At 63.5% G+C, this 14,648-nt stretch carries 17 protein-coding genes and 1 tRNA gene; 5 read left to right on the top strand and 13 right to left on the bottom strand.

Annotation, left to right across the window (positions count from 1 at the left end):
* Positions 1 to 148: 148 nt before the first annotated feature.
* A complete protein-coding gene (gene rlmH, locus NKH42_RS06640) occupies positions 149 to 631 on the bottom strand; it encodes a 23S rRNA (pseudouridine(1915)-N(3))-methyltransferase RlmH (protein WP_023678067.1) in 483 nt (160 codons plus the stop codon).
* Between the two features lie 61 nt (positions 632 to 692).
* Positions 693 to 1,070: a ribosome silencing factor gene (gene rsfS / locus NKH42_RS06635; protein ID WP_023678068.1), complete on the bottom strand. Its 378-nt coding sequence runs from the start codon at positions 1,068 to 1,070 to the stop codon at positions 693 to 695.
* Positions 1,071 to 1,309: 239 nt separating this feature from the next.
* On the opposite strand from rsfS, the gene NKH42_RS06630 reads away from it, so the two are divergent.
* Positions 1,310 to 2,167, top strand: a complete 858-nt coding sequence (locus NKH42_RS06630) for a mechanosensitive ion channel family protein (protein WP_352745856.1) — start codon at positions 1,310 to 1,312, stop codon at positions 2,165 to 2,167.
* Positions 2,168 to 2,193: 26 nt separating this feature from the next.
* Here the strand turns inward: NKH42_RS06630 and NKH42_RS06625 are convergent, their stop codons facing one another.
* The 5 genes from NKH42_RS06625 to obgE form a co-directional block, all read right to left on the bottom strand.
* Positions 2,194 to 3,483, bottom strand: a complete 1,290-nt coding sequence (locus NKH42_RS06625; protein WP_352751255.1) for an MFS transporter — start codon at positions 3,481 to 3,483, stop codon at positions 2,194 to 2,196.
* 256 nt (positions 3,484 to 3,739) lie between these two features.
* Positions 3,740 to 4,327 (bottom strand): nicotinate-nucleotide adenylyltransferase, encoded by a 588-nt coding sequence (locus NKH42_RS06620; protein ID WP_352504905.1) that lies wholly within the window; start codon positions 4,325 to 4,327, stop codon positions 3,740 to 3,742.
* A 163-nt stretch (positions 4,328 to 4,490) separates the two neighbouring features.
* Positions 4,491 to 5,777: a glutamate-5-semialdehyde dehydrogenase gene (locus NKH42_RS06615; protein WP_352504904.1), complete on the bottom strand. Its 1,287-nt coding sequence runs from the start codon at positions 5,775 to 5,777 to the stop codon at positions 4,491 to 4,493.
* A gap of 13 nt (positions 5,778 to 5,790) precedes the next feature.
* Complete coding sequence (gene proB, locus NKH42_RS06610) at positions 5,791 to 6,945, bottom strand: glutamate 5-kinase (RefSeq protein WP_352504903.1); 1,155 nt, start codon at positions 6,943 to 6,945, stop codon at positions 5,791 to 5,793.
* Positions 6,946 to 6,947: 2 nt separating this feature from the next.
* Positions 6,948 to 7,979 carry a GTPase ObgE gene (gene obgE, locus NKH42_RS06605; protein WP_352504902.1) on the bottom strand — a complete coding sequence of 344 codons (1,032 nt, stop codon included), beginning with the start codon at positions 7,977 to 7,979 and terminating at the stop codon, positions 6,948 to 6,950.
* Positions 7,980 to 8,151: 172 nt separating this feature from the next.
* Here obgE and NKH42_RS06600 point away from each other — a divergent pair, with 172 nt between their 5' ends.
* Positions 8,152 to 9,021, top strand: coding sequence for an endonuclease/exonuclease/phosphatase family protein (locus NKH42_RS06600; protein WP_352504901.1), 870 nt, complete (start codon positions 8,152 to 8,154; stop codon positions 9,019 to 9,021).
* A gap of 10 nt (positions 9,022 to 9,031) precedes the next feature.
* Here NKH42_RS06600 and NKH42_RS06595 read toward each other — a convergent pair whose 3' ends face one another.
* The 3 genes from NKH42_RS06595 to NKH42_RS06585 all read right to left on the bottom strand — a co-directional run bounded on the left by NKH42_RS06595 (position 9,032) and on the right by NKH42_RS06585 (position 10,810).
* The gene (locus NKH42_RS06595; RefSeq protein ID WP_254820471.1) at positions 9,032 to 9,619 is read right to left on the bottom strand and encodes a GNAT family N-acetyltransferase; all 588 of its coding nucleotides are present in this window, start codon (positions 9,617 to 9,619) and stop codon (positions 9,032 to 9,034) included.
* A 115-nt stretch (positions 9,620 to 9,734) separates the two neighbouring features.
* Positions 9,735 to 10,004, bottom strand: a complete 270-nt coding sequence (gene rpmA / locus NKH42_RS06590; protein WP_023678077.1) for a 50S ribosomal protein L27 — start codon at positions 10,002 to 10,004, stop codon at positions 9,735 to 9,737.
* A 98-nt stretch (positions 10,005 to 10,102) separates the two neighbouring features.
* Positions 10,103 to 10,810 (bottom strand): 50S ribosomal protein L21, encoded by a 708-nt coding sequence (locus NKH42_RS06585; RefSeq protein WP_352751257.1) that lies wholly within the window; start codon positions 10,808 to 10,810, stop codon positions 10,103 to 10,105.
* A 338-nt stretch (positions 10,811 to 11,148) separates the two neighbouring features.
* Here NKH42_RS06585 and NKH42_RS06580 point away from each other — a divergent pair.
* Positions 11,149 to 11,238, top strand: a tRNA-Ser gene (locus NKH42_RS06580).
* Positions 11,239 to 11,311: 73 nt separating this feature from the next.
* Here NKH42_RS06580 and NKH42_RS06575 read toward each other — a convergent pair.
* The 3 genes from NKH42_RS06575 to NKH42_RS06565 form a co-directional block, all read right to left on the bottom strand.
* Entirely contained in the window at positions 11,312 to 11,887 is a 576-nt protein-coding gene (locus NKH42_RS06575; protein ID WP_352751259.1) for a DUF308 domain-containing protein, read from the bottom strand.
* 77 nt (positions 11,888 to 11,964) lie between these two features.
* Positions 11,965 to 12,564 carry a TetR/AcrR family transcriptional regulator gene (locus tag NKH42_RS06570; protein ID WP_352751275.1) on the bottom strand — a complete coding sequence of 200 codons (600 nt, stop codon included), beginning with the start codon at positions 12,562 to 12,564 and terminating at the stop codon, positions 11,965 to 11,967.
* Positions 12,565 to 12,874: 310 nt separating this feature from the next.
* The gene (locus NKH42_RS06565) at positions 12,875 to 13,480 is read right to left on the bottom strand and encodes a hypothetical protein (RefSeq protein WP_352753835.1); all 606 of its coding nucleotides are present in this window, start codon (positions 13,478 to 13,480) and stop codon (positions 12,875 to 12,877) included.
* Between NKH42_RS06565 and NKH42_RS06560 the strand changes: the two genes are divergently transcribed.
* Positions 13,370 to 14,206, top strand: a complete 837-nt coding sequence (locus NKH42_RS06560; protein ID WP_352753823.1) for an alpha/beta fold hydrolase — start codon at positions 13,370 to 13,372, stop codon at positions 14,204 to 14,206. The genes NKH42_RS06565 and NKH42_RS06560 overlap by 111 nt on opposite strands.
* A 173-nt stretch (positions 14,207 to 14,379) precedes the next feature.
* The gene (locus NKH42_RS06555) at positions 14,380 to 14,634 is read left to right on the top strand and encodes a hypothetical protein (protein WP_352751260.1); all 255 of its coding nucleotides are present in this window, start codon (positions 14,380 to 14,382) and stop codon (positions 14,632 to 14,634) included.
* The last annotated feature ends 14 nt before the right edge of the window (positions 14,635 to 14,648 follow it).

Genomic DNA, 14,648 nt, shown 5'->3' with positions numbered 1-14,648 from the left:
AGCCCAACTCTATGCGCGGCTTCGTTAACGAACCATCAACCATGTTCGAGCCCCGGCCGTCATCGACAAACCCCATGAGGCCAAACTGTCGATGAGCATTGGGGCAAAAATCCGGGCGGCTGGCATCAATTCGCCGACGGAGCCGACTTCATGAACGATGGTAGGGGTGACCGGAAAGGATCGTGGCCGCCCGGTAAAGCTGCTCGCCCAGCATCACGCGGACCAGCTGATGCGGCCAGGTCAGCGCGCCGAGCGACACCGTCAGATCAGCCAGGTCGCGCAGTGACTGGTCATGGCCGTCGGCGCCGCCAATGGCGATCACCAGCGCCTTGCGCCCGCCATCGCGCAGCGAACCTATGCGGCCGGCGAAATCCTCGGAGGAAAGGTTCTTGCCGCGCTCATCCAGCAGCATCAGCGCCGTGCCCGGTTGCAAGTGCGTCTGCAGCTTCTGGCCTTCCTCGCGCCGGCGCTCATTGGCCGTCTGCGCGCGACCTTCGGCAATCTCGACGATCCCGGCGAATTCGAGGCCTACGGCAGGACCGCTCCTGGCAAAACGCTCGAAATAGCGGTCGGCCAACTGCTTCTCGGGGCCGGCTTTCATTCGGCCCACGGCATGAACCGTAATCTTCATCCCTGCCTCGAAGAGCCGCTGATGCATGTCGGACAACGACATGCATCAAGACGAATACGGCTCAGTGGAGGGTCTCCTCCTCGAGATCGGGCGCCTGCCACATCTTTTCGAGATTGTAGAAGTCGCGGACCTCGGGACGGAAGACATGGACGATGATGTCGCCCGAATCGATCAGGACCCAGTCGGCGCCAGCCAGCCCCTCGACGCGCGCAGTGCCGAGCCCGGCATCCTTGAGCGCCTTAAGGAGATGATCGGCAACAGCCGAGACATGACGGTGCGATCGGCCAGACGCGACGACCATGTAGTCGCCGAGGCTCGATTTCCCCTGAATGTCGATTGAGACGATGTTTTCGGCCTTGGAGTCTTCCAGACTGGCAAGGACTGTCTTGATGGCGCGGGACACGGCGTCGTTTACGCTGATCCCGGCCGGCGAAGGCACGATGTCGGCCTTCTTCCGCAGTGCTGTTCTCAGTGTATTTCCTTTCGCAGCAAGAACAACCAAATCACCTCTGAAATCAGGTGACACTGCTTAGATAGGCAGAGTTAGGTTGCAGTTTCAAGACACCGCTCGCAAGCAGGCACCCGGCAGCGGCCGAATATCCGGCTTTTCGGGCCAGAAAATCGGAACCGCCTCGCCCCGCAGCGGTTATCGGCTCATCCACGAACCGGAATCCCGACATGCCGATCGATCCCCAGAACGCCCTCCTCACCGTGCAATCCGGCCTGGCGCAACTCAGCACGCTGATCGTCTCCTACTCGCTTTCGGCGGTCGGCGCCGTCATCCTGCTGGTCATCGGCTACATCGTCGCCGGCCTCGCCGAGCGTTCGATCTATGCCGGCCTCGGCCATATCAGCGGCTTCGACGAAACGCTCCGCCATTTCTTCTCGCAGGTCGTCCGCTACGCCATCCTGGGACTGGTCGTGATCATGGTTCTCGGCCAGTTCGGCGTGCAGACGGCTTCGATCATTGCCGCTATCGGTGCCGCCGGCCTGGCCATCGGCCTGGCGCTGCAAGGCACGCTGCAGAACATTGCCGCCGGCATCATGCTCCTGGCGCTGCGGCCGTTCCGCATCGGCGAATATGTCGAAGTCGGCGCGATATCCGGCACCGTCGAGGAGATCGGGCTGTTTGCCACAACGCTGAGGACGGTCGAAGGCGTCTACGTGCTTGCACCCAACTCGACCCTGTGGAACCAGCCGGTCCGCAACTTCACCCGCAACGGTGTGCGCCGCGGCGACATCACGCTCAGCATCGGCTCCTGGAACGACATCGATTTTGCGCAGAAGACCATGCTCGGTGTCGCCGCCGCCGACCGGCGCGTCAGGCGGCAGCCGGCGCCGATCGCCTTTGTCGCGACTGTCGGCGACAGCACCGTCGCCATCACCTTGCGCTACTGGACGGCGGCTGCCGATTTCTTCGCCGCCCAGATCGACCTCACCAAGAGCGTCAAGCAGGCGTTCGATGCCGAGGGCCTTTCGGTCCCGGCGCCGGCACCGAAAGCGCCTCAGCCGGATGCCTCGGCCACGCGGCAATAGAGCATTTGAAACCAGCTGGAGGGTGTTCAAAGTCCTTCGCGCCGGCGCTGATCTTCGGGCGCGAAGGCGAGATCGACAGGCAGCGGCGCCTGCGCCGTCATTGGCGCGAAACTGCCGGTCTCGGTGGCGGGCACCGGCCGGACCATGACGACGCGCCAGAGAACGAACAGGCAGTAGGCGGCGGCAATGACGATTGCCACATAGATGAAGGCCTGCGTGCCGTAGACGGCGGAAAGCCCGGTCACAATGCCGGGTACGACGAAGCCGGACAGCGACCAGGCAAACAAAAGCGAGCTCGACAGCGCCACCATGTCGTCCTTGCCGGCGCGGTCGCCGGCATGGGCGCTGGCCAGCGAGTAGATCGATTCCGAGGCGCCGTCCCAGACCACATAGATGACAAGCAGCGCCGCCAGCGCGCCGCCGTCGAAACCGAGGGCAAACAGGCCCGCCGCGGCGGCAAGCGCCGACGCCGCGATCAGCACAAAGCGCCGGTCGGTGCGGTCGGAAATCCAGCCGAGCGGAATCTGCAGGATCAGCGTGCCGGCCGGCATTGCCGAAAGCAGCAAGGCGACGTCGGCCTGGCTGTAGCCCTTGGTCGTGGCATGGATCGGCGCAAAACCCGAGATCGTCATCGACAGGCCGCCGACGGCAAGCATGCCGGCAACGCCGACCGGGGAGATCCGCCAGGCGCGGCCGAGCGCCACGGACGCCGCTTGCGGCGCCGGCGGCTGCGCAAGCCGCGTCAGCCCGACGGGAAGGATCGACAGCGCGGTGAAGGCGATGCCGATCAGCGGCGCATCGGCCGCGCGGATATCGATCAACGCCAGCGTCGAATAACCGACGCCGAGCCCGGCGACATAGGCAACGTAGAAGATAGCCATGACCCGGCCGCGGATGGCGTTGGCGACGACATCGTTCAGCCAGCTCTGCGCGACAATGAACAGGCCGCATATGGCAAAGCCGTAGAGCGCCCGTGCAGCGATCCATGGCAATGGGTGCGGCCCGGCGCCGACCGCGGCGTTGGACAGCACGATCAGCGCCGACAGCACCATGAATACGCGGGCATGGCCGACACGCCGCACCAGCGGCCCGGTCAGGATGCAGCCGGCGAGGCCGCCAGCCGAAAGGCCGGTGACGATCAGCCCCGCCCATGTCGGATCGAAGCCCTCGGCGCCGAGCCGGACTGGGATGTAGGCGAACATCAGCCCATTGCCGACGGCGATCAGCGCCATCGACAACAGGATGCTGGCAATGGCGATCGACGGCGCCGGCTGCCCTAGACCGTTCTTGTCCTGGTCGCGCTCGAGAATCGTCATGACCGAGGATCGCCCATCAAGCAGGTCAAGGCAGCGGCAAAAGCGACATCACCGGACTTGCCTTCTCCCCTTCTTGTGGGAGAAGGTGGATTGCCGCGTAGCGCCGAGACGGATGAGGGGTGCTGGAAGAAATGCAGCGTAAAAAGACCGAGGGATTTTAAGTGCTTAGTTCTTCAAGCTAGCGATCATTCCAGCACCCCTCATCCGACCGAGCTTCGCTCGGCCACCTTGTCCCACAGGGGGGAGAAGGAGACTCCTATCCCTTTGCCACCTTGCGGATCGCGCTCGACGACAGCGACGAACGCGGGCCGTGGATGAAGGTCCAGGCCGGCGCCGTCATGCGGGCGAGCCGCGGTGCGTCGCCCTCGTCGACGCGAGCATAGTCGAAGGTCTTGGCGACCACCGACGACAGGAACGACAGCGTCGCACCTGGCCGGTCGACCACCGCGATCGGGAACGTCATGACGATGCGGCGCCAGCGCTGCCAGCGGTGGAAGTCGCGAAGCGAGTCGGCGCCCATGATCCAGACAAAATCGACGCCCGGGTTACGCGCCTTGACCAGCGCCAGCGTGTCGGCGGTGAAGCGGACGCGGTGGGCTGCCTCGAAGGCGGTGACCTTGATCTTCGGGTTCTTGGCGATCTTTTCGGATAGCTGCAGCCGCTCAGCCAGCGGCGCCAGGTCTCCGGCGTGCTTGAGCGGGTTGCCGGGCGTCACCATCCACCACAATTGGTCGAGCGCAAGCCGTCTGAGTGCGATCTCGGCGACCAGCGCATGGCCGGCATGCGGCGGGTTGAACGAACCGCCGAACAGCCCGACCGCCACGCCTTTCCCGGCATGCGGCATGTGCAGATAGTGGGAGGATACGGATTCCTTACCCTCCTCCTTGTGAGGAGGGTCGATCCGCGAAGCGGAGCAGGGTGGGGGTGTTGCAGAGTTCAGCGTCGCACCCCCACCCGGCTCGCGATGCTCGCCACCCTCCCCACAAGGGGGAGGGTAAGACCGGCGCTCAAGGCCTCACCTGTCCCGACCCGCGTACGCGGTATTTGAACGAGGTCAGTTGCTCGACGCCGACCGGCCCGCGTGCATGCATCTTGCCTGTGGCGATGCCGATCTCGGCGCCCATGCCGAACTCGCCGCCATCGGCAAACTGGGTCGAGGCGTTGTGCAGAAGGATCGCCGAATCGACCTCGTTGAAGAACCGGTCGACCGCTGTGGCGTCCTCGGCGATGATCGCCTCGGTGTGATGCGAGGAAAACGTCTCGATATGCTCGATGGCGCCGGCGACGCCGTCGACCAGCTTCACCGCAATGATCGCGTCCAGATACTCGGTCACCCAGTCTGCATCGGTCGCGGGCTGGGCATCGGCATAAAGCCTCAGCGCCTCGGCATCGGCATGGATCTCGCAGCCTGCCGCCCGCAAGGCCTCGAGGATCGGCACCAGATGCGTGCCGGCGGCGGCACGGTCGACCAGCAGCGTCTCGGCAGCACCGCACACCCCGGTGCGCCGCATCTTGGCATTGACCGCGATCTTGACCGCCATGTCGAGATCGGCCGATCGGTCGATATAGAGATGGCAGATGCCCTCGAGATGCGCGAAGACCGGCACCCGCGCCTCGCTCTGCACACGCTCGACCAGGCTGCGGCCGCCGCGCGGAATGATGACCTCGAGATTGCCGGAAAGTCCTTTCAGCATTTCGCCGACGGCGGCGCGATCGGTGGTCGGCACCAATTGTATGGCATCCTCCGGCAGCCCGGCTGCCTTCAGCCCCTCGACCAGGCAGGCATGGATAGCGGCGGAAGAATTCGCCGAATCCGAGCCGCCGCGCAGGATCACCGGATTGCCCGCCTTGAGGCAGAGCGCGCCGGCATCGGCGGTCACGTTAGGCCGGCTCTCATAGATGACGCCGACGACGCCGAGCGGCGTGCGCACCCGTTCGATATGCAACCCGTTCGGCCGGTCCCATGCGGCAATGACATCGCCGACCGGATCGCGTAACCCGGCGATCTCGCTGATACCGTCTGCCATGGCGCGGATGCGGGCGGGATCGAGCTTCAGCCGATCCATCGACGCTGCCGATAGGCCAGCCTCCCTGCCATTTCTGATGTCGATGGCATTGGCGTCGAGGATGTCCTGCTCATGCCGAAGGATCGCCTGAGCCATGCCGAACAGCGCCGCGTGCTTGCGCTCGGCCGCAGCTATGGCCAGCGGGCGGGCCGCGGCACGCGCGCGGCGGCCGATATCGGCCATCAGCGCCACGGTATCATCCCGGGATTTTTCATGCAGCGTCAGCATGGCTCATCCTCCGCTATGTAACCTGGTCACCGACTACTTGCTCGCCACCGGCATGGCTCACCACAAGATCGTCGCGGTGGATCATCGCCGAACGCGCCTCGTAGCCGAGCACGGTTTCGATCTCGGCCGTCTTCAGGCCAGCGATCCTTACGGCATCGGCGGCATCATAGGCAACCAGCCCGCGCGCGATCTCGCGGCCCTCGGGCGACAGGATCGCCACCGTGTCGCCACGCGCAAAATTGCCGCTGACCAGTTTGACGCCGGCCGGCAGCAGCGACTTGCCGGAGAGCAGCGCGCCGATGGCGCCGGCATCGACGGTCAGCCGTCCTGCAGGTTCGAGCTGCCCGGCGATCCAGGTCTTGTAGCCCTTGACCGGATTGGCGCTCGGCCGGAAGAAGGTGGCACGCTCGCCGCGCTCGATTGCCAGCAGCGGCGACAGCCGCGTGCCCGATGTGATGATCATGGCGGTGCCGGCGGCGGTCGCGATCTTGCCGGCGTCGAGCTTGGTGCGCATGCCGCCGCGCGACAATTCCGAAGCAGCGGCACCCGCCATCGCTTCGATGTCGGGAGTGATGCGGTCGACGACCTGAATGAATCGAGCTTGCGGGTCACGCGCCGGCGGTGCCGTGTAGAGCCCGTCAACGTCGGAGAGCAGCACCAAAAGGTCGGCGCCCATCATAGTGGCGACGCGCGCAGCCAGCCGGTCGTTATCGCCATAGCGGATTTCGGAGGTGGCCACCGTATCGTTCTCGTTGATGACCGGCACCGCCTTCATCTTGAGCAGTGTCGAGATCGTCGCCCGCGCGTTGAGATAGCGGCGGCGCTCTTCGGTGTCGCCGAGCGTCAGCAGGATCTGGCCCGATTTCAAGCCATTCTTGCCGAGCGCATCCGACCAGGCGCCGGCTAAGGCGATCTGCCCGACGGCAGCAGCAGCCTGGCTCTCCTCGAGCTTCAGCGCCCGCTTGCCGAGGCCGAGGATGGTGCGGCCGAGTGCAATCGCCCCGGAAGACACGACGAGAATTTCGGCGCCGCCACTGGCCAGCACGGCGATGTCGTCGGCAAGCGAGGCCAGCCAGTCGCGCTTCAGGCCCGTCGTGCGGTCGACAAGCAGCGCCGAGCCGATCTTGACGGCAATGCGCCGATAATTTTTCAGCGATTGCGCGGCCATGGCTATGCGTTCCAGCGCGTCTCGACCGGCGCGGCGACGGCTTCGCGTGCCTCCGCCACCACCCCCATCAGCGCGCGCAGCACCGCCTCGACGCCCTCGCCGGTGACGGCGGAAAGCAGCATCGGCGCGCGGCCGGCGGCGCGTTTCAGCGAGGCGGCTTTCGCCTTGCGCGCGGCGGCATCGAGTATGTCGACCTGGGAAAGCGCGACGATCTCGACCTTGTCGGTCAACCCGTTTCCATAGGCGCCGAGTTCGGCGCGCACGGTCTTGTAGGCCTTGCCCGGATTTTCTTCCTGCGCCGAGACGAGGTGCAGAAGGACGCGCGTGCGCTCGACATGGCCAAGGAAGCGGTCGCCGATGCCGACACCTTCATGCGCGCCTTCGATCAGGCCCGGAATATCGGCAATGACGAATTCGCGACCGTCGATGCGGGCCACGCCAAGGCCCGGATGCAGCGTGGTGAAGGGATAGTCGGCGATCTTCGGCTTGGCCGCGGTGACCGCCGCCAGGAAGGTCGACTTGCCGGCGTTGGGCAGCCCGACAAGGCCGGCATCGGCGATCAGCTTCAGCCTGAGCCAGATGTTGAGCTCTTCGCCCGGCAGTCCGGGATTGGCGCGGCGCGGCGCTTGGTTGGTCGAGGTCTTGAAGTGCTGGTTGCCGAAACCGCCATTGCCGCCCTTGGCCAACAGAAAGCGCTGGCCGACGACCGTCAGATCGCAGATCAGCGTCTCATTGTCCTCGGCAAAGACCTGTGTTCCGGCCGGCACTTTCAGCGTTACGTCGGCACCCTTGGCGCCGGTCATGTTGCGGCCCATGCCGTGCGTCCCGGTCTTGGCCTTGAAATGCTGCTGGTAGCGATAGTCGATCAGCGTGTTCAGCCCATCGACCGCCTCGACCCAGACATCGCCGCCGCGACCGCCGTCGCCGCCGTCCGGGCCGCCGAACTCGATGAACTTTTCGCGCCGGAACGACACCGAACCGGCGCCGCCGTCGCCGGAGCGGATGTAGACCTTGGCTTGATCGAGAAATTTCATCGGATTGTATGGTTTCTGCTATTGGCTTTGCGGGATTGCTCTAAACCAAGGCGGGTCGAAGGGCGAGGGCCGTTTTTGCTACTGTAACGTCGCGCGTAGCTCTGGACGCGTACCATTTGGTTGACCCTTGCCGAAAAATCGATCCTCGGCTTTCCAAGCGCGAGATGTCGGAATGAAGCTGGTAACTTACAATATCCATTACGGCGTCGGCCTCGACGCCCGCTATGATATCGGCCGTATCGCCGATGCCGTGCGCGGCGCCGACGTGATCGCGCTGCAGGAGGTCACCCGCGCTAACCCGAAGAATGGCGGCCGCGACATGGTGGCCGACCTCGGCGAGGCGCTGCCCGACTATTTTGCCGTCTACGGCAGCAATTTCGAAGCCGACGCTGGCTCGCGCCTGGAGAACGGCCGCGCCATCACGACCACCTTCCAGCTCGGCAACATGGTGCTGTCGAGGACGCCGATCCATCTGTCGCGCAATCTCCTTTTGCCGCGCAGCCGCAGTGTCGAGGCGATGAACTTCCAGCGCGGCGCGCTGGAGGCGCTGGTCGAAACGCCGCTTGGTCCGATCCGCTTCTATTCCACCCATCTCGACCATCGCAGCCCGGTTGAACGCCTGAGCCAGATCCGCTTTCTGCGCCAGCGTCTGTTGAAATACCCGCTCGAGGGCGGCGGGCTCTCCGGCGTCGCCGAGATCGGCTTGCCGGAGCTGCCTTCTCCCGAAGCCTTCGTCGTCATGGGCGACTTCAACATGCTGGCCGGATCGCCGGAACATGTCGAACTCGCCGGCCAGCCTGACCACGAATTCGGCATGCCGGTGACCGCCGACCTCGCCATCGATGCCGCCGCACGCCTCGGCGCTGCCGGCGCCGATCTCGTCACCTGGGTCGACCCCAAGCAGCCGGGCGATACCAGCCGCTACAAGCGCATCGACTACATCTTCACCAGCGCCTCGCTTGCCAAATCGCTGAGGCGCCTGTGGGTCGACCGGCAAGCGGCCGGTTCGGATCACTTTCCGGTCTGGCTCGAGATGACGTGAGCCGCATCCATCAAAAATGCACCCAGTTCCGCAGGCTGGTCCAGGTCTTGCGATCGAGGCGATAGCGCTCGACCGGCACCTGGCCGGCAACGATCGAATTCAGCATGCCCTGGCCGGCATACTGGAAGCCGCATTTATGGATGACACGGCGCGAGGCCGGATTGATAACCCGCGTCGAGGCGTGCAGCACCTGGATCGTGGTTCTCTGGAAGGCAAGGTCGACCAGTGCGTGCGCTGCCTCCGTCGCGTAGCCGCGTTTCCAGTACGGCTCGCCGATCCAGTAGCCGAGCTCCAGCCCGCGATCCGTTGTGTTGAGACCGGCACAGCCGACGAAGGTCTCGGTGCCGGCCAGCGTCAACGCATAGGCGATTCCAGCCCGGCGCGAGGCCGTCATAGCCAGGAAAGCGCGTGCCTCCGCCTCGCCATAGGGATGCGGCATGCGAGCCAGCATTTCCGCGACATGGCGGTTGTCGGCGAGCGCCACCAATTGCTCGATGTCGCTTTCACGCGGGGCACGCATGACCAGCCGCTCGGTCGCGAGCACCGGGCAATCTATCGTGTAACTTTCGTCGTCTGAGTCTTCCGCTTCGGCAACCATGTCAGTCCTCCAGGCAAGAAAAAAGGGAGATGGAAACCCATCTCCCCTGATCCTTTTCCTGGCTTGGCCAGACACCGGTCCCGAGATGGGTGCCGGTGTTCTCGTGCGGAACCGGCTACTCCGCTGCCTTCGTCATCGGGTTCACCGATACGTAGGTTCGGCCATTGGCTTTTTTGTTGAAGGTGACTGCGCCAGCTTCGAGCGCAAACAGCGTGTGGTCCGTGCCAATGCCGACATTGGTGCCGGGATGCCACGTCGTGCCACGCTGACGAATGATGATGTTGCCCGGAATCACGGCTTCGCCGCCGAACTTCTTCACGCCGAGCCGCTTGGAATGGGAATCGCGACCATTGCGCGACGATCCGCCAGCTTTCTTGTGTGCCATCTAACTACTCCGATGCGCCGTGAGGCGCCTAAACGATCTTATGAACGCGTTCGCGTTCCGTTTCAAGTCCGATCCGGCGACGATTGCGCCGGTTCGTTCTACTTTTTCGCCAATTCCTTGGCCTGCTCACGCCAGTCCTTGATCTGGTCGGCGCTGAACGGCATGTGCTCGTCGATCTTGGCGACATCCTTGTCGGACAGTTTGGCGATCTGTGCGAAGGTCGTGATGCCCTGTTCGTTGAGCTGGCCGGCTGCAACCGGGCCGATGCCCTTGATCACGGTCAGATCGTCCGGTTCGCCCTTCGGTGCCTTGAACAGCGGAGCGGCGGTTTCGGTTGCCTTGGCCTCGGTCGTCTCAGCCTTGGCTTCCTTCTTCGGCGCAGCCTCTGCCTTGCCTTCGGCCTTCGGCGCGGCTTCAGCCTTCACCTCGGTCTTGGCTGCAACCTCGGCCTTCGCTTCGGTCTTGGCCCTGGCCTTCTTCGCCGGCTTGGCGCCATCCAGCAGGATCTCGGCGATCCTGACGGTGGTCAAAAGCTGGCGATGGCCGATCTTGCGGCGCGAATTCTGCCGGCGGCGCTTCTTGAAGGCGATGACAGTGCGGTTCTTGCCCTGTTCGACGACTTCGGCGGTGACCAAGGCGCCGTCGACGAACGGCGCACCGAACGTGACGTTCTCGCCCTCGCCATGCGCGAGCACCTGGCCGATCTCGACGATATCGCCGACATTGGCTTCGAGTTTTTCGATCTTCAGGAGATCGTTGGCGGCAACGCGATACTGCTTGCCGCCCGTTTTGATGACTGCGAACATTTTTTGCCTTTCGCTGTTCGGTCGGCCTTGATGAACCGCCTTAGGCGGTTCGGCCGTCTTTTTGTCAGTCTGCGGGTTCAAAAAACAAGCGGCGCGGAAGATCCCTCCACGCCGATTGCGCGCTGTCCCTAACCGAAGGTTCGGCTTGAGTCAAGGCAAGCGCCGCGGGCAAGCTGCAAACGGGTTGAGCCCAGTCCTTGCAAATATCGAGCAGCGGCTGCCGGCGGCTCGAAGGAAGCAGGGACAGAAGCTGCGGTGACGGGGCAGATTGGCCCTTGTAACCTGCCTGTCCAGCCGTTATCTAGTGCGCCGCGCCGGCAACGGCGGACCATGACCGCGGAGAGGTGGCAGAGTGGTCGAATGCACCGCACTCGAAATGCGGCATGGGTGCAAGCCCATCGGGGGTTCGAATCCCTCCCTCTCCGCCACTTCGGAATGGTACGACCCGAGCCATAGATAACTGCATCTCTCATCGCGCCGGTAATGGCTTAAGATCGCGGCCTATGCAGCCTTCCGCCGCAATTGGCTCACACTTAGCCACACCGCCGAAACCAGAAAGTAGAGGGCGCCTACTGCGGCATAGCCGGCCACGTTGGAGATCGATGGCGGCATCGGCATCCGCACCTGCGCGATGAAAAACGTGCCTGCCAGTGCTGATTGCCCTCCGCTCAGGACCATCGCCCACTGCGCACCAGAGCTCTTCCAACGGCGGACAGCGGTGCCGAGTTGAAGCAGGCCGGACAGGATCGCCCATAGGCCGAACACCCCGAGCACCCAATTCATGCTCATCTTCAGCGCAACAACCACCGCCAGCGTTGTCGCCACACTGACCACGACGTTGATGGTCTGGGTGCGATTCTGTCCCAATCCTCCGCTGCGCGATGCGTCGACAAAATTGGCCAGGGCATCCCATGCAGGATAAGCCACGAGTAACACCGCCGCGATCTCCCCGGAATTCTGTCCCACCGTAAAGGCAGCCGCCACCCAGGCAGCCGAGAACGCCGTCCGAGCGAAGTAATAGAGCTTGAGCCATTGTTCCTGGCTGGCACGGGAAAGATCGCGATTGTGAACCGTCATTGGATGTCCTTTCGACTAGTAGGTAGAGAGTCTTGACGAACGTCGCGGAGCCGTTACGGCTATGGTTGGTTGAGATCTTAGTGTCGTATCTGGAGGGAACGCGGAGCGAGCCGCTCCAGGAGCGGGCCTGTCACGACGCCGAATATCGTCGGGTCGCCATAGGCCCGTGCCGAAAGCATCGCGCCGTGGACGGTCGCCATGAACGCTTCAGCCTCGGCGCTAGGGGTACTCATCAGTTGAAATTGGCCGCGCCGCGCGCCGCGCTCCAGCACGGATGTAAGCCAAGCCGACAGGGAGCGGAAATGCGCCCGGACCTCAAGGCCGACTTCCTCGGGCAGAACGGGGAGCTCGCTTGCCAACAGCGCGCAGATACAAAACGGGGCGCTGGCGTCCGCAATGCAGGCTTCCCAATACCCGGCATAGATCCGCAACTGTTCGAGCGGATCGGATTCGTGAAGTTCGACATTTGCCATCCCCGCTTCAGCTTCTTCCCGATACCGCGCAACCAGCGTCCGAACCAGATCGACTTTGCTTGGGAAATGGTGATGGATGCTCGCCTTACGGATCCCGACCACAACAGCGATGTCGGCATAACTGAAACCGTTGTAGCCGCCAGCGACGATCAGAGAACGCGCACAAGCCAGGATGTCGTCAGAGGTGGTAGACAAGTTGCTCATGCCCATACCTACCTTCTGGTAGGATGGCCGTCAAGCCTCCTTGCAAAGCGAGTAGCGTGAAATTGGGTGGCTTTGGCGTAGACGTCATTCGATCTTCGTTGATCTCGGCTCGCCATAAATTCAGAAAGCGCCGGGTGTTTGTCGATCGAGGTAGCCATCCCACTTCGGGGAGGAGGGCAACGCCCTCCGGCCGACCGGATCATTGCGATCGCCGGGCGGCACTAGGCGTTTGCACCGACTGCGCTATCTCCCCATCGTTAGCCTTGTTCTATCGCTGGTTGAAGACTGGGAGGTTTCCATGGATCGGCGACTATTTTTGACAGGAATGTTTGGCATTGCCGGGGCCGCGGCCCTTGCAAGCACAGTTCGGCCAATCAACGCAGTGGCCGGCGTTCCAACTGCCAGAAGCGGCATTCTCGATGAACTCGAGGCGCCGGATGTCGAAACCTTCGACGACGACGAAACTCAAGCCGAGTTGCAACCAGTCTATCATCGCCGGTGGCACCGGCCGCGTCGGCGCCGCCGGCGTGCTTGGAGAAGGGTCTGTCGCGTTTACTGGCGAAATGGCTATCGGCGCAGGCGGTGCTTCCGCAGGCGCGTGTGGGTCTGGTTTCGATTCTAGCAACTGGCCGGCTTGAACCCAGGCCATCGCGGCCGGGGTTCGCCTCAGGCGGCCGTTAGCGCCCTTGGAGAGCTTGTCTAAGGGCGCCCGAGGAGGCTGACGGTGTTTGCAGGTTTCAGAGCCACCAGCTTGCGACTGGACGATACGACCATTTTCGCAAGGGTCGGCGGCACCGGTCCGCCGCTGCTGCTTCTTCACGGTTTTCCAGAAACGCATCTGATGTGGAGGGATATCGCCGCAGCCTTGGCGCCCCGCTTCACGGTGGTCGCCGCCGACCTTCGAGGCTATGGGCAAAGCGGATGCCCGGTTTCATCTGCCGATCATAGCCCATACGCCAAGCGCGCCATGGCCGGCGACATGGTTCAGGCCATGAAGCAACTGGGGTTTGAGCGGTTCATGGTTGCCGGGCATGACCGTGGCGGGCGGGTTGCCTATCGCCTGGCGCTCGACCATCCCGACAAAGTGCTCAAAATCGCCGTCCTCGACATCATCCCCACCGCCGCAACATGGGATCGGGCGGATGCCAGACTGGCACTCGGCTTCTGGCCCTGGAGCCTTCTTGCCCAGCCGGAGCCCCTGCCGGAGCGTCTGATAGGCGCGGCTCCCGATGCCGTCGTCGACGATGCAATAACGCAGTGGGGATCGTCGGCGAAAATGGTCTCCAAAGAGGTCAGGGACGCCTATGTTGATGCGCTTCGCGATCCCGCGCATATTCACGCCATCTGCGAAGAGTATCGCGCCGCTGCGACGATCGATCGTGAACATGACGCGCTGGACCAGGTAAACGGTAGTCGCATCGAGTGTCCGCTAGTGGCGCTATGGAGTGGCGAAGGCGCCCTGGAGAACTGGTATGCGCAAGAGGGCGGGCCGCTGGCCATTTGGAGGAAATGGGCCGACAGAGTGGAAGGACGCGCTGTTCAAGGCGGGCACTTTTTCCCGGAAGAGCACCCCGACAAAACGGCAGCGGCACTCTCGGAATTCTTCGAGGATAAACAGGACGGTCAGCACAGAGTATTGTAGAGGTCACATGCTTCAGTTACGCCGAACCTCGGGAGTGCTTCGCGGCCTGAGATCGAGAACCCTCCGAAATTCGCTCGGCCGGCGTCAACGTGCTTGAAAAGAAAATGAAGGCGATCTCCACGGCCGCGCCTCTGATATGCAGCCTGATGTTTGTCGGAAGTTGCGCATCGCCTTTGCCTGCATCCTTCGATGCTGCGAAATACGACAAGATGAGTTGCGTCGAGCTCAACGTGGCGATGGGCGCTGTCGCCGACGAAATGTCGGCGACAGCCATCGCTCGTGGCAAAGTCGTCCACACCAACATTCCGGGCTGGCTGTTGGGAGGGCAGCGTGTCGCCTCGACCGTGGCTGCCCGCCAGAGTGCGAAGCTCGAGCGCTTGCGGCAGCAGGAGGCTGCGATTGCGGCGGCGAGGCGAAGCAGGTGCTGATTACGTCACTGAAG

This window comes from Mesorhizobium sp. M1142, assembly GCF_040318565.1.
Lineage (GTDB): Bacteria > Pseudomonadota > Alphaproteobacteria > Rhizobiales > Rhizobiaceae > Mesorhizobium.
This window is presented reverse-complemented; position numbering and strand designations above follow the sequence as displayed.

Bases quoted from the DNA above. Each gene is read 5' to 3' on its own strand.
- NKH42_RS06625 (WP_352751255.1), bottom strand. From the start codon at position 3,483: ATGACGATTCTCGAGCGCGACCAGGACAAGAACGGTCTAGGGCAGCCG.
- NKH42_RS06600 (WP_352504901.1), top strand. From the start codon at position 8,152: ATGAAGCTGGTAACTTACAATATCCATTACGGCGTCGGCCTCGACGCC.
- NKH42_RS06630 (WP_352745856.1), top strand. From the start codon at position 1,310: ATGCCGATCGATCCCCAGAACGCCCTCCTCACCGTGCAATCCGGCCTG.
- rlmH (WP_023678067.1), bottom strand. From the start codon at position 631: ATGAAGATTACGGTTCATGCCGTGGGCCGAATGAAAGCCGGCCCCGAG.
- obgE (WP_352504902.1), bottom strand. From the start codon at position 7,979: ATGAAATTTCTCGATCAAGCCAAGGTCTACATCCGCTCCGGCGACGGC.
- NKH42_RS06585 (WP_352751257.1), bottom strand. From the start codon at position 10,810: ATGTTCGCAGTCATCAAAACGGGCGGCAAGCAGTATCGCGTTGCCGCC.
- NKH42_RS06575 (WP_352751259.1), bottom strand. From the start codon at position 11,887: ATGACGGTTCACAATCGCGATCTTTCCCGTGCCAGCCAGGAACAATGG.
- NKH42_RS06615 (WP_352504904.1), bottom strand. From the start codon at position 5,777: ATGCTGACGCTGCATGAAAAATCCCGGGATGATACCGTGGCGCTGATG.
- rpmA (WP_023678077.1), bottom strand. From the start codon at position 10,004: ATGGCACACAAGAAAGCTGGCGGATCGTCGCGCAATGGTCGCGATTCC.
- NKH42_RS06595 (WP_254820471.1), bottom strand. From the start codon at position 9,619: ATGGTTGCCGAAGCGGAAGACTCAGACGACGAAAGTTACACGATAGAT.
- NKH42_RS06570 (WP_352751275.1), bottom strand. From the start codon at position 12,564: ATGAGCAACTTGTCTACCACCTCTGACGACATCCTGGCTTGTGCGCGT.
- NKH42_RS06620 (WP_352504905.1), bottom strand. From the start codon at position 4,327: ATGCCGCATGCCGGGAAAGGCGTGGCGGTCGGGCTGTTCGGCGGTTCG.
- proB (WP_352504903.1), bottom strand. From the start codon at position 6,945: ATGGCCGCGCAATCGCTGAAAAATTATCGGCGCATTGCCGTCAAGATC.